The sequence below is a fragment of the Microcoleus sp. MOSTC5 genome, assembly GCF_036701825.1.
Taxonomy (GTDB): domain Bacteria; phylum Cyanobacteriota; class Cyanobacteriia; order Cyanobacteriales; family Microcoleaceae; genus Microcoleus; species Microcoleus asticus.
In genome coordinates this window covers 53,422-67,900 of the sequence record NZ_JAUBRK010000016.1, presented here as the reverse complement: position 1 = coordinate 67,900, position 14,479 = coordinate 53,422, and the positions used below count along the sequence as shown (strand labels likewise).

General features: G+C 41.2%; 6 protein-coding genes. 4 read left to right on the top strand and 2 right to left on the bottom strand.

Annotation, left to right across the window (positions count from 1 at the left end):
* Nucleotides 1-20 precede the first annotated feature (20 nt).
* The 4 genes from QUA54_RS11160 (at nt 21) to QUA54_RS11145 (ending at nt 5,891) form a co-directional block, all read left to right on the top strand.
* Nucleotides 21-2,585 (top strand): hypothetical protein, encoded by a 2,565-nt coding sequence (locus QUA54_RS11160; protein WP_333414683.1) that lies wholly within the window; start codon nt 21-23, stop codon nt 2,583-2,585.
* Nucleotides 2,586-2,655: 70 nt separating this feature from the next.
* Nucleotides 2,656-3,216, top strand: a complete 561-nt coding sequence (locus QUA54_RS11155; protein WP_333414682.1) for a hypothetical protein — start codon at nt 2,656-2,658, stop codon at nt 3,214-3,216.
* Between the two features lie 156 nt (nt 3,217-3,372).
* Nucleotides 3,373-4,164 carry a class I SAM-dependent methyltransferase gene (locus QUA54_RS11150; RefSeq protein WP_333414681.1) on the top strand — a complete coding sequence of 264 codons (792 nt, stop codon included), beginning with the start codon at nt 3,373-3,375 and terminating at the stop codon, nt 4,162-4,164.
* A 203-nt stretch (nt 4,165-4,367) separates the two neighbouring features.
* The gene (locus tag QUA54_RS11145) at nt 4,368-5,891 is read left to right on the top strand and encodes a glycosyltransferase (RefSeq protein ID WP_333414680.1); all 1,524 of its coding nucleotides are present in this window, start codon (nt 4,368-4,370) and stop codon (nt 5,889-5,891) included.
* Between the two features lie 106 nt (nt 5,892-5,997).
* On the opposite strand, the gene QUA54_RS11140 is transcribed toward QUA54_RS11145, so the two are convergent.
* Both QUA54_RS11140 and QUA54_RS11135 read right to left on the bottom strand, forming a co-directional pair.
* Entirely contained in the window at nt 5,998-9,537 is a 3,540-nt protein-coding gene (locus tag QUA54_RS11140) for a tetratricopeptide repeat protein (protein ID WP_333414679.1), read from the bottom strand.
* 260 nt (nt 9,538-9,797) lie between these two features.
* Nucleotides 9,798-14,387 (bottom strand): tetratricopeptide repeat protein, encoded by a 4,590-nt coding sequence (locus QUA54_RS11135; protein WP_333414678.1) that lies wholly within the window; start codon nt 14,385-14,387, stop codon nt 9,798-9,800.
* Between the last annotated feature and the right edge of the window lie 92 nt (nt 14,388-14,479).

Genomic DNA, 14,479 nt, shown 5'->3' with positions numbered 1-14,479 from the left:
TCTCAAGACAGTTCACCAAAATGCTAAATCAAACTCAGTCAAATGTACTAATTATTGCTAGTATGCACCGCTCAGGTAGCTCTCTAACAGCAGCTATTTTGCAAAGCGCGGGTGTCTATATTGGTCGTAAGTTATTATCGCCCAATGTAGGAAATATTAAGGGACATTATGAGAATCAAGATTTTTATCATTTTCACATGGCAGTTTTGGAGTCTCAAGGAATTAACTCTGCTGGTTGGACATTGCAAGAAAAAATAGATGTAGAGGAGAGATTTGTTGAAAAAGCTAAAGAAATTATTAAAAAAAATAATTTGAGTCTAATTTGGGGATGGAAAGAACCACGTACAACTTTATTTTTAGATTTTTGGGCTGAATTATTACCGGAAGCTAAGTTTATTTTTATCTATCGTTATCCTTGGGAGGTAATAGATTCTCTATACAGACGTGGGGATCATATATTTCAATCTCAGCCAGATATGGCGATTAAAATATGGTTACACTATAATCGAAAGATATTAAATTGCTATCATCGATTTCCCGATCGAAGCCATTTAGCCAGCCTGAATAATATTATCGGTGCAACCGATAAGTATATTGAATCAGTTAATCAAAAGTTGCAGACTAATTTGATTTATAGTGGTGCAAATATTTATGAACCACCCTTATTGCAACAACTGAGTTTGGATAGTTATCGACCTAGTGTGGTTGCCCATTATTTTCCGGAAGCAATACAGATGTATCAGGAGTTGGAAGCTAGGGCGTGGCAACCGCAATGCGAGCCTGATTTTTCATGGTTGGAAAAGATTAATGCCAGTCCTTATAGAATTTGGGCTTTTCAGGATTGGACGAATATCCGCAAGTTGGAAACAGAGAATAAAGCACTACAAGTTCAAATCGAGCAATCCCAGTCTCAAGTGCATGCTATTCAAGAGGGAAATACACTATCTCAGTCTCAACTACACGCTACTCAGGTGAAACTAGAACAATCCCAGTCTCAACTGCAACAGAGTGAGGATCTCTTACGACAATACCAATCTCAACTGAATCAGACGGAGGATGTTGCAGCCGAATATCAATCTAAAAGAGCGGAAATTGAATCTTTGTTAGAGCTTTCTCAAAGCCAACTCCATCAAGCAGAATCAGTTTTAGAGGAATGTCACACAGAACTAAAACAAGAGCAAACAAAGGTAAGTCAACTGGAGCAATATCAGCAAAAACTTCATCACTTTGTCAATGATTTGCGAAATCAGTTGTATCAACTTGAGGATGTTTTAAGAGGATATAAAACTGAGTTGGGAGAAGTGGAAGTTATCGCTGTAAATTATAATGATAAATATTTGGAAGCTCAGACCAAATTGCAAGAATATCAAGCAGATCAACACGAGTATCAAAATAAATACTTGGAATCTCAAGCAGAATTACAGAAATTAAAAGAGCAGTTTGAAACTCACATTGATTCACAAGAAAAAGTTATAAATGAATTGCACCAAGCAGAGGCACTTTTGAGTGAATATGAAACTCACATTGAAAAATTTGAGGCTATAGCGAGGAACAATGAAGATAAATATCTGGAATCTCATACCCAGCTACAACAGGCTCAAATTGATGCTAATGAATATCAAAATAAATACCACCAATCTGAAAATGCACTTCATCAATATCAAAATGAAATAGAACAACTAAAAGAGCAGTTTCACACTAGCATCAAGGAAGCAGAAGCATCAATTAAAAATTATCAGCAACAACTCAAGCAAACGGAATCTATTTTAACAGATTATCAGGGTCGTTATGAAGAAACTCAATTGGAATTACAGAAAGTTCGAGCGCATTTACATCAAAATCAAACTGAACTAAAGCGTTATCAATCTGAGTATTATCATGTGATTGAAGAATTAAGTAGGATTGACCAACAAACCAAACAAAATGGAGCAATAATCACCGAAAAGCAAGAAATAATTATCCAGCTAGAGACGGAAAAGCAAGAAATAATTATCCAGCTAGAGGCGGTCAGAAACAATATTCAACAGGAATCAGAACAATTAGAGTTACTTTTGCAAGAATCCCAAAGTCATATAGACGAGTTACAACAAGCTATAGAAAAGTTATTGTCCAGTAAACAGGATGATGCAAATACCTCTAAGCAAAAACTCAATAAAATGTACCAAAATCTGGTAGAATCTGAAATTGCATTAGCGAATTATCAGTCTCAGTTAAAAGCAAGTCAATTAGAGATAGAACAACTCAAATCTTGGCAAACTTTTAATGATAGTCAAGTAAGTGAAGGGGGCGTATCTAAGTATAAAACTTTAGTATGGCAAGCGTGGCAAGCCTATCACGGCGGTAATTACGATCAAATGGCAAACTATTTACAACAGTCTTTAGGTCATGCCTCCTTGTCACGGGCACAAGCCATGATAGACTGGATTGAAAATTTTAGTCGCTTTGCTTCGGCCCAAGGTACTGAATTAGATACCTATTCCTTGACTAACTTAGCTCAATGGCAACAGCTAGTTCGCCAAGCAGTGAGACGATCGCCTGCTAAACTCAGTATTTTAGCAGGTGGTAATGGAATGATACCTAAGTAATAAGTAATAGGTCGCCAGCATCTACCAGTTCAGAGTAAAATAGCTTTGTAAATTAATAGAGGTTTCAAATATGGCACTAGATCAAGATGTTTTTGTAGAAGTATTAGATGTTAGTCCTAAACCCAGTCCTGCTGATATGTTATGGGGTTTTAGTATTGATAACCCATTAATAGGGTATGTCAGTGATGCTGACAACTTACCAGTTACAGGTTGGGTATTGGCGAAAAAGTTAAAAGTAAAAGAAGTCCATGTTTTGAATGGGAAAAGTTTAGTCCAAGCCATTCCTGTTGACCAAATCCGTTTGGATGTGGCCAAGAATTACCCCGATGCTTCTGATCCGGAAAATTCTGGTTTTTCTTCTAGTTTAGCGCCTAGCCAACTGGAGTTGACAGAACTGGGATTGTTTGAGGGAGAGGGAGAGATAGCTTTAGAAGCGGTGTTATCTAATGGTACGAAGGTGAGCTTAGGGACAATTAGAATCAGAAGGAAATTATCTCATGCTGAGTATATGGTCGCATTGGAATCAAAAGTTAACCAAGATATAGAGCGATCGAAATTATTGGTTCAATCTGGTCGGGAAAAGTTAAAAGAATCTCAAATGAAGTTGCAGCAACTTAAAGAAAGTTTGTAGTGAACTATGATATAATCCTATGAGCGCCAAATATGGCTGAAGATCCTTCCTTCACGTACAAATAACTCGATCTTGAGGAAGGACAAGGTTTTCTAGGCTATAACATGGTTCACTGTAATATTTCTGTATAACTACAAAAAAGTCTGGATAGAGTTTATGAATATACTTGATTCTTTTGTCAAAGTAGGACCAACTCCCCAAAATGCACTGGATATTTTTAAAGGTGAATGGTCTTCTAAGTTGCCTGGAAGTTTTTCAGATCTACAAGCTGGCACAATTCCACTATTTGAAGATTCTCGTATCTTATGGTCTGTTGAACAAGTTGGGGGAGAAGAAACAGTAAAAGGCAAAAAAATCCTTGAGTTAGGTCCGCTAGAAGCAGGACATACGTATATGATGGAGACACTAGGAGCAGATTCAATAACAGCAATTGAGTCAAACACACGAGCCTATTTAAAATGCTTAATTATTAAAGAATTGCTGGGTTTGAAACGGAGTCAGTTTTTATGCGGAGATTTTGTAGAATATCTGCGGACAAATCCAGGGAAATTTGATATTTGCTTAGCTAGTGGGGTACTTTACCACATGGTGAATCCAGCCGAGTTAATCTTTTTGATCTCTGAGGTATCAGATGTAGTTTTCATGTGGACTCATTATTACTCCCCTGAGATGTTCCAAACCTGTCCTTATCTATCTCCAAAATTTTCATCTGGTATTCCAACAGAATACCAAGGCTTTAAACATACTCTCTACCGCCAAGAATATCAAAACGCTCTGTTGATTGATAACCTAAGTTTTTGTGGCGGGAATAACTCTTTCAGTAACTGGATGAATAGAGAAGATCTTTGTTTGTGTTTGCAATATTTTGGGTTTCGAGATATTGCGATTAGTTTTGAAGCGCCCGACCACCCTCATGGAAGTTGTTTTTGTGTGGTCGCCCAAAAATAGTACATAGAAAAGCCACCTTGAGTGGTTACAGATGCTACCCGTTTATCTAAGGAAGTAGGTTTGTTTCACAACTATGATTTGGCTACAGGTTTAGAGCAAACGATAAACTGGTGGAAACTTAGGTTATCTTAATCAGTAAGAATGCTTGGTTAAGATTAAATGAGTTTCATAAAAAAAATGAAAAATTAAGGAGTCTAATTTTCATGCCTAGAGTATCAGTTGTTATGCCAGCATACAATGATGAAAAATATGTAGAAGAGGCAGTTCAAAGCGTATTGCGACAAACTTATCAAGACTTTGAACTTGTTATTACAGATAATGGTTCTACAGATGGAACAAATCTTGCGATCAAAAAATTCACCTCTGATAGTCGGGTTAAGCTGCTTCGCTTGCCAAAAAATCAAGGACACTGTGGAGGAATGAACAATAGTATCAGAAATGCTAAAGGTGAATTTATATCACTTTTAAACTCCGATGATGCTTTTTTACCAGATAAACTAGAAAAGCAAATCCAATTCTTAGACAAAAACCCTCACATAGGCGCTGTGTTTAGTTATGCTGAAATTATTGATAAAGATGGAAATCCTTTTAGTGGAAAAACAGCTTATCAAGGAATATTCGATCGACCTAATCAAACAAGTAGATTTGCTTGGCTAAGAAATTTCTTTTTAAACGATAACTGTTTATGCCATCCCAGCGGCTTAATACGAAAGCAATGTCAAGAAGATCTTGGTTTCTTTAATGAGAAATTTGCCTTACTATTAGACTTTGATTTCTGGATACGCCTTTGTCTGAAGTACGAGTTTTATATCATACCAGAAAAATTGGTTAAATTCCGCGTTCACGATAATCAGGGAAGTGCTGGTAAACCAGAAACTCATAGCCTCCATTACTTAGAACTGACTGAGGTGTTGAAGCACTATCTTAATCCTGTAGTAATTGATAATTTTCGTAAAATATTTACCCCTGATACACTCGATCAGATGTACATTGGCAGGGAGAAAACGGTATTAGACACTGAATTAGAAAAATTTTTGACTTGCTGCCTAAAAGGGACAGATACGGTAGATAGTGAGCTAGCATCTTTTTTTATGGCTGTTCTAGCATTTTGGGTAGATCGTCCATCTCATAGAAACTTTTGTTTTCAAATTTTATACCAATTACCTGACAGCCAAAAATTAGTTCAAAACTTAAGCGATAATTTTTCACTAGACTTTTACACTTTTTTAATCAAATTAGCAAAACATCAAGACATTTTTGGGGTGGTTAACCAAACTAAAATTCACGGGCAACTACATTCTGCTAACCAAGGCTTAGAAAATTTACACTCTCATATTCATCAACTTGAAAAAGAATTACAGCAGTCGCAATCTCAAGTCCATCAGACTCAAGCAGAACTTGAACAATTGTTAAATCAATTACATAAGCCTTTAGGAAGAATACATCAATCTCCAACTAATAGTTACTATAAATTTATAGTAGAAAAAGCTGCCTATGCTTACTACAAAGACGATCGGGAACAGATGGCTCAATATTTAAACCAATCTCGAAACTACACATCTTTACTGCCAACTGAAATAGTGTTAAGTTGGGTAAAAATAATTAATCAGTTTTTTGCTGACAATGGTTCTGATTTAGATATAGAATCTTTGACTAATTCACAAGAGTGGAAAAAACTGATTGATTCCTTAGTTAAAGAGAATTTAGAAGCAATCAATAATGCGTAAGCTGCCTGTCTGTGCATCTAAATTGACTCAAGTAGCACAGGCATCTTGCCTGTGCTACTTGAAACAGCCCTTCGAGCGATAAGCAGGTTAACTGCGTAACAGCTTATTAGTTGAGTATATCCAATCGTAACTGTACTTTTCCTAATAAAACACGGCTTCCATCTTCAAAAACAGCTTGCAAGATTATTTCAGTATCACCCATTACTGAGGCTACCTTTACTGTTAACGAAAAACCGCTATATTCTTCTTCTGAGATTGGATATACCTTGGCTACATCTGGGCGACACAAGTTAACATAATTTTCCTGAATCACTTCACCATTCCTAATTGCTTCAACTGCAACAACACGATGATTTTTACCTACAACCCAGCCTCTTATTCCAACGAAATTATCATAAAACCGTTTTCCAGGTACAGGTGAATCAATGGCCCCTCCCCATAACAAAGGAGAATTTTCATATAGACTTACAGACACAATTTCCACAAGGGTTGTGTAAAGAATATTTAAACCATAGTCTCGCTTTGCCTTAGTTAAATTGGGATTATAGCAAGGGTCATTTTCAATAACTTCTCCCCACCTCTGATGTATAATCTTAGATTCTTGCCGAGAACGATCTCGTTTTTCTGGAGTATCGTCATAACCACGAGTTTTTGACTCATAGTGATATAGAACAACATGAGGCAGGTAAATATTATAGTAACCATGCTGTCTCATTTTCAAGCAAAGATCTACATCATTATAGGCAACAGCAATTTGCTCATCAAACCCTCCAACTTCATCAAAAACTTCTCTCCGGCACATTAAGCAAGCGCCTGTCACTGCGGAGTAATTGTTCGCAAGAATAATTTTCCCAAAATACCCTGGATGCTTAGAATCAAATCCGTGATGAGTGTGACCTGCTACCTCGCCAATTCCTAGCACGACTCCAGCGTGCTGAATCAAACCATCTGGGTATAGCAATAAAGCACCCACAGCCCCTATACTCGCTCTTTGGGCTTGCTCAACCATTCCCTCAATCCAGTCCGGTGTAATCACTTCCGTATCATTATTCAAAAATAAAAGGTAGTCGCCTTGTGCCTTACTTACAGCGTAGTTATTGATTTTAGAGTAGTTGAAAGGAATATCTAAATCATAACACTTAAATCTCTTTGGTTCCTGAATTTGCCAAAAGGAAATTACAGAAGCTGCTTCTGCCTCATCACTACCATTATTAATTACAACTACTTCATAAGTTGGATAGGTGCTTTTTTCAAAGATTGATTTAAGACACTGATTGAGAAGCGTACCGAGGTTTTTTGTGGGGATAATTATACTTACTTTTTTGTAAGTTTGAATTGAGTAGCGAATCGTATAATTACCTGGAAATCCAGGTACTTCAATTATTCTCCCGTTTTCGCCTCTGCGAGAAATTGTTTCCGCTAATAATTTTTCAATTAATTCGTAAACATAAGGTTTGGCACTGATACCACTAGCTGCCGACTGGGGATGAATTCGCCAGTGATAAAGAATCTTAGGAATATGAAAAATCTTGTTCGTTTTTTCAGTCAATCTGAGAGCTAAATCGTAATCCTGGCAACCAGCATAGGCAAGTCGAAAACCACCTAATTGAGTTGCTAAGTTACGCCGATATACACTAAAGTGACAAGTGTACATCTGTGATAAAAATAAATCAGGACACCAATCAGGTTTAAAGTATGGTTGAGTACGTTGCCCTTGTTCATCAAGCTTATCTTCATCCGAATATATCATATCAGCTTCGGGATGACGATTTAGCAATAAGGCTATTTCATACAGGGCATCCGGTGTCAGAACATCATCATGATCTAGGAATGAGACAAATTCACCCGTTGCTAGATTTAAAGCTGTATTTGAGCAAGCAGCAATGTGACCATTCTCATTTCTAAAAGCAACTTTTATTCGAGGGTCTTTAGCTAAATATTCTTCTAAAACTTGCTTGACGTACGGTAAGGTAGAAGCATCGTCTGCAATACAAAGTTCCCAGTTATTATAAACTTGAGCGAGCACAGACTCAATTGATTCTCTCAGAAACAACTCAGGTGTATTATAAACTGGCATAATAATACTGACTAGAGGTTGATACTTGAGAGCTTGGACTATATCTACCATGCGATGGAAATCTGCTAATCGAAGGCTATTTTCTCTCAGCCATTGTGCATAAACATCATCAGGGCTAGTAGATACTACCTGGTATTGCAATTTATTCTTCAAACTTTGCTCATAAACCATATTTGGGGATATGGATAAAGTATTACCTCGTTTAGTAAGTAATTTATTTGATCGATCTAAAATTCGTTCAATTGCTAATAAAAAAATTTTATTACTTGGATGAAGCACGAGTCCCATTTTGTATAAAACAAGTGCTTTTTGCCATTGATTTTGTTTTTCCAAAGCCTCGCATAGTTTAATATATAGTTGAACATCTTGTGGCTTAAGAGCTAACATTTTGTGATAAATATCTAAATTATTGGGATTACTTTCAATGGCTTGGTTGTAGTATTTGTAAGCCTCATCTAAATCCGGCTGAGTTCCTCGCTGTCTTAAAGCATCTGCTAAATGAAAATTAACAACATCCGAAAAGGGGGCGACTTCCAAAGCTTTACGATACGCAACAATCGCCTCATCACACCGCCCCAACTGATATAGAGCAAACCCCAAATGATCCTGAGCCTCCAACGAATTCGGCTCAAACTGAACCGATTTGCCGTAGGCATCGACAGATTCTTCCCACTTTTGCAGTTTCGCCAAAGCATCGCCCAAATGCTGGTAAACGATCGCGGAGTCAGGTGCGATCTGAAGCGCTTTCCGATAAGATTCGATCGCCTCCTCCCACCGCTGCACGATCGACAAAGTATGCCCCAAATAGTGGTGGACGATCCCCGAACTCGGTTCCAACTCAGCGGCGTTGCTGTAAGCCGCGATCGCCTCCTCCCATTGACCCTGTGCCGATAAAGCCGTTCCCAATTTATAGTAAAGCCAATGGAAATCTGGTTTTAACTGAATCGCCTTTCGGTAATAACCCACCGCTTCTGCTAATTCATTCTTACCCTGCAAAGCCTCTGCCAACTTCAGGTACAATTCCCCATCACCTGGATTTAGATCGATCGCATGACGCAAGCACTCAATCCCTTCATCAACCCTTCCCTGTCTTGCCAAAGCCTCCCACAAATTTTGGTAAGGCAAAGCCGATTCCGAGTCAAGCTCGATCGCTCTTCGCAAACAACTTACTGATTCATCCAGTTGACCTTGCAAGCACAAAGCCTTCCCTAAACTATTGTGAAACTCGTAGAAATCTGGATATATTTCCACGGATTTGCGGTACGCAGCCACGGCTTCATCTAGATTTCCCTGCTGTTCCAAAACCTCCCCTAAATTGTGCCAAGACCAAGCCGAATTCGGGTTAAGTTCGCAGGCCCTGCGGTAACTTTTCTCCGCCCCATCCCGCTGCCCCAATTTCGCCAAAACTTCACCCAAATTGTGGTGATACCAAGAAAATTCCGGGTTGAGTTCCGTACATCGCTGGTAGGCGGCGGCGGCTTCCTCTAATTTATCAGACTGTTTCAGGAGGTTGCCTTTGTGAAAATAATTAGAAGCAGTCTCTTCATGCACTTGTAATGAGTTATTCATAATTTTGTACCGTATATTTCCTTTTTTTAGCTTGGTCGATGGGGGTTTATAAGTAGCTTGTGGGTATGCGAGTCATCGGTACAGCCTAGGGTGTGTTTTCCAACCCCTCGATCCCCCCTAGCCCCCTTAATAAGGGGGGGACAAGAGTGTTCAAAGTCCCCCTTATTAAGGGGGATTTAGGGGGATCTAGACTTCGATACAAACCTGAGATACAGAGGGATTTAGGCTTAAGTTGACACCCTAAACTCATGGGGATGTTCTTAATTCGTCGGCCGCCAATTCTCGTCCTCCAATCTGATACCGCTGTCTTGACAAGCTCTGGTTAAATGAGGGCTGTAGTAAGGGTCATTGTCAATATATTTTTGCCACCTGCTTTCCATTAGCTTCGATTCCTTCCTCAGCCGCTCTTTCTTTTCCGGCGAGTCTTCGTAACCCCGGCTTTTAGATTCGTGGTGGTAGAGAACTACATGAGGCAGGTAAATATTTCGGTACCCTTTCTCTAGCATTTTCAAACACAAATCCACATCATTGTACGCCACTGTTAGTTCTTCGTCAAACCCCCCAACACTTTCAAATACTTCGCGGCGACACATTAAACACGCAGCAGTTACCGCTGAAACATTGTTCATGCCTACCACATTCCCGAAATAGCCTGGTATCGATCGCGGCATATGGTAATAACTGTGACCTGCAACTCCGCCGCCGAGTCCCATCACCACTCCCGCGTGCTGGATTTTGTTATCTGAATATATCAACAAATTGCCCACAGCCCCGATCGAGCTTCTCTGAGCTTGTTCAACCATCCCGTCAATCCAATCGGGAGTAATTACCTCTGTATCGTTATTCAAGAACAGCAAGTAATCTCCCTCCGCTTTGCTAGCAGCGTAGTTGTTAATCTTAGAGAAATTGAACGGAATATCGAGTCGATAACTTTTAAACCTCGCTGATTCCTTAGCCGTCCATTTAGCCAGAATTTCCGCCGTGTGTTGCTCTTGACTGCCGTTATCGATGACGATAACTTCGTAGTTGGGGTAGACGCTCTTAGTAAAGATAGACTCCAAGCAATTGTCCAAAACATCGCCCAAATCCCGCGTCGGAATAATGATGCTGACCCGCTTGTAATCCGCAATTTTGTAGCGTGCAATAAAGTGTCCCAAAAAATAGGGAACGCCTTCAATTTTCCCCGGTTCGCCCCTGCGTTCGATCGCCTCTTGCAAAGCTTTTTGCCCTGCATCATAGGCATAGGGTTTAGCCTCTACACCGCCAGCAGCCGAACCTGCGTGCATTCTCCAGTGGTAAAGAATTTTAGGGATGTGAAATATTTTGTCAGTTTTTTCTGTAAACCTCAAAACCAGATCGTAATCCTGAGCTCCTTCAAAACCAGCTCTAAAACCGCCGATTTCATTAATTAGCGATCGCCTGTAAGTTCCCAAATGGCAAGTGTACATCCGAGATAAAAATGAATCCGGACTCCATTCTGGCTTGAAGAAAGGATTTATCAGTTCCCGATCCTGATAAATCTTATCTTCATCTGAATAAATCATGTCCGCTTCCGGGTGCCTGTTCAGCAACAGCACCACTTCATACAACGCCTCTGGTGTCAGTGTATCGTCGTGGTCTAGCAAAGATACAAATTCACCCGTCGCCAACTCCAAAGCAGAATTAGAACAGTGAGAAATGTGACCGTTTTTGGTTCTGTAAGCTACTTTGATCCGGCTATCTTTGGCTGCATATTCTTGCAAAATTTGCTTGACATGAGGCGCGGTTGATGCGTCATCCGCAATGCACAATTCCCAATAAGGATATATCTGATTGAGAACTGATTCTATTGCCTCCTGCAAATAATTTTCTGGCGTATTGTAAGCCGGCATGACAATACTAATCAGCGGCTTGTAGTTAAATATTTCTAATGTTTGCGCCATTTTCCGCAAATCAGCTTCTCTGGGGCTGTTCTTAGCGCGCCACTTCGTGTAAGCTGGGTCTTGACCGAGGAATAGCGAATCTCGCAAGTTTTGATAATCCAAACCAAAAAGTTTCGGATCTAGTTTGCTCGCCGTCTGATAAGCTTCCAGAGCTTCTGAAAGCTTGTCTTGTTTAGCTAAAGTTTTTGCTAAATTGTGGTACGACCAGCCAAAGTCAGGAGCAACCTCTATCGCTTTCCGATAAGCAGCAACAGCTTCATCAAGCCGACCTTCTTGTTGATATACATCCGCTAAGTTGTGGTGCGACCAAACGAAATTTGGATTCAGTTCTGCCGCTTTCTGATAGCTTTTAATAGACTCATCAACTTTACCGATCCATTTCAGGACATCGCCTAAATTGTGGTGAGTTCCAAAGTAATTGGGATTAATTGCAATTGCTTTGCGGTAGGCGGCCACAGCCTCGGCAAATTTACCTTCTTCTTGCAGAGACGCCCCTAATTCGTGATACTCGGCAGCTATCCCAGGGCTGTGTTCGATCGCACTTCCAGAATGTCCGTGAACAGCGCGCTCGCTTTTTTCCGCCGCCCTACTTACACCCTTTTTTTTTAACACCTCTTCTAACCGCTCAGAAATAGCCCGATCGTCCGGCCGAATCTGCAAAGCCATCTGATAAAAGACGATCGCCCCATCCGGCCAATTCTTCCGCACCAAAGCATCAGCCAACCCAACATAAAGGTCAGCATCATTCGGCGCAATCTCCAGCGCCTTGTGATACAACTGCACGTCATCACGATTCTCCTCAATCGCCCGCCGGTACAAACCCATCGCATCCCGCAAATCCCACTGCGATCGCATCCTCAAAGCATCAGCCAACTTTTGCGAAATCCACGGCAAATCCGCCTGAATTTGCACAGCATGGCGGTAAGCGGCGATCGACTCATCCCACCGTTCCAGCTTCTCAAAAGCCGTTCCCATGTTGTAATAAGTCCAAGGAAAATCAGGATTCAACTCTGCTGCGCGCCGGTAAACCTCGATCGCTTCCTCCCACCTTTCCATTTCTAGCAACACGTCGCCCAACTTGCTCTGCGACCAGAAGAAATTCGGATTGATTTCGTTAGCACGCCGGTACGCAACAACCGCCTCATCCCACCGTTCCAAATTCAGCAGCGCTTCTGCTAAATTGTTGTGCGACCAAAAATGGTCGGGATTGAGTTCGATCGACCTTTGGTAAGCCGAAATTGCCTCTTCCCACCTTCCCAGTTTAATCAGCGCGTCAGCTAAATAGTTGTGCGACCAACTGAAATCTGGATTTAATTCTGTTGCTTTCCGGTAAGACTCTACAGCTTCTTCCCACCGTTCCAACTTCAGCAGCACGTCTGCTAAATTGTTGTGAGACCAGCTAAAATCTGGATTTAATTCGATCGCCTTGCGGTAAGCATTTACAGCTTCTTCCCACCGTTCCAACTTAACCAGCGACTCAGCTAAATTGTTGTGCGACCAAGAAAGTTCGGGATTATTTCTAATAGCGTTGCTGTAAGCATCTACCGCCGCTTCCCACTGTTCTTGATTTCTGAGAATTTCGCCCAATTCGTGATAAGCTGCGCCAGCATTTGGGTTCAATGCCACCGCGCGCCGGTAACACTCAATTCCCTTATCTACCTTACCTTGCTCGATCAAAGTTTTGGCTAAATTTTCGTGTTCCTCAGCGGTACCCGACTTGGGGTCGATCGCATATGCTCGATACCAAGCCTCAGCCGCCTCCTCCGATTTGCCTAACTGCGTCAAAAGTTTCGCAAAATTGCGGAAAGCACCTGCAAAATCCGGTTTCAGGGCGATCGCCTTTTCGTAAGCAGAAACCGCTTGCTGCCACTGTTCTTGCTGCGCGCAAATGCTGCCGTAATTAGCATAAGCTTCGGCAAAATTTGGGTTAATTTCTATTGCTTTGACATAGCAACTTTTAGCTTCATCAATTTTGCCGCCAGCTTGCAGGGCGTTGCCCAGCATTTTGTAAAGCGGCGCTTCCGGCTTAATTTGCAGCGCCTTCTTGCAAGCTGCGATCGCCTGTTCCAATTTGCCCTGAGCAAAATAGCCTTCTGCCAGTATTTTGTATGCTTCTGGATCTTCTATATTAATTGTAGAATTAACTGCCTGCTGAACTGGCGGCTTAACTGGCGGCTGCACTGGTGGCTTAACTGCGGTTGCTGCGGGCTGCTGCTTAACTGCACCGTTTGTCGCAGTTGCACCCGCCAAAGTTTGCTGTCCCTCGCTGCCGTTTCTCGCATTAGCTGCGTTGAGTTCAATAGCTTTGCGATAATATGCTGTCGCTTCCTCTAACTTGCCTTGTTTTTTGAGCGCTTCGCCCAAATTTTGGTAAGGAGTCGCCACATTAGGATTTAATTTTATGGCGCGATCGTAACAAGCGATCGCTTCGGGGAATTTTTCCTGCCGAAAAAAAGCGTCGCCCATATTCAAGTGTTCCACAGGCGCTACTTTTTCCGGTTCCAAACTAAATGCTTGATACCAGCACTGCTGGGCTTCTTCCGGTTTGCTAATTTGTCCGAATACTTTTGCTAAATTCCGGTACACTCCCGCGAAATTCGGCTTAATCGCGATCGCCTTTTGATAAAATCCGATCGCCTCCTGCCATTTTTGCTGCTGCGCGCCAAGGCTGCCCAAATTCGCGTATACTTCCGCAAAATTCGGTTCTATTTCAATCGCTTTTGCGTACCAGTGCCGCGCCTCTTCCATCCTGCCTTGAGCTTGCAGCGCGTTGCCCAAAGTCTTGTAAGCCGGTGCAAAATTGGGGTGAATTTTCAAAGCTTGCTCGCAGGAGGCGATCGCTTCTTCTAATTTTCCTTGGGATAAGTATGTTTCTCCCTGTTGGTTAAATTGAACCGCTGTTGATTCTGTACTCACTGTTGATGGCATATGGGCGGCGGCTCCAGAGGCAGGAATTAAATAGGGTAGTCAAAACGTTTCACAATTATACTCGCGTTTGACACTAAGAGTAGCGGGCTTGT

Excerpts from the sequence above, each read along its gene's own strand:
- QUA54_RS11160 (WP_333414683.1), top strand. The coding sequence starts at position 21 with ATGCTAAATCAAACTCAGTCAAATGTACTAATTATTGCTAGTATGCAC.
- QUA54_RS11155 (WP_333414682.1), top strand. The coding sequence starts at position 2,656 with ATGGCACTAGATCAAGATGTTTTTGTAGAAGTATTAGATGTTAGTCCT.
- QUA54_RS11150 (WP_333414681.1), top strand. The coding sequence starts at position 3,373 with ATGAATATACTTGATTCTTTTGTCAAAGTAGGACCAACTCCCCAAAAT.
- QUA54_RS11145 (WP_333414680.1), top strand. The coding sequence starts at position 4,368 with ATGCCTAGAGTATCAGTTGTTATGCCAGCATACAATGATGAAAAATAT.
- QUA54_RS11140 (WP_333414679.1), bottom strand. The coding sequence starts at position 9,537 with ATGAATAACTCATTACAAGTGCATGAAGAGACTGCTTCTAATTATTTT.
- QUA54_RS11135 (WP_333414678.1), bottom strand. The coding sequence starts at position 14,387 with ATGCCATCAACAGTGAGTACAGAATCAACAGCGGTTCAATTTAACCAA.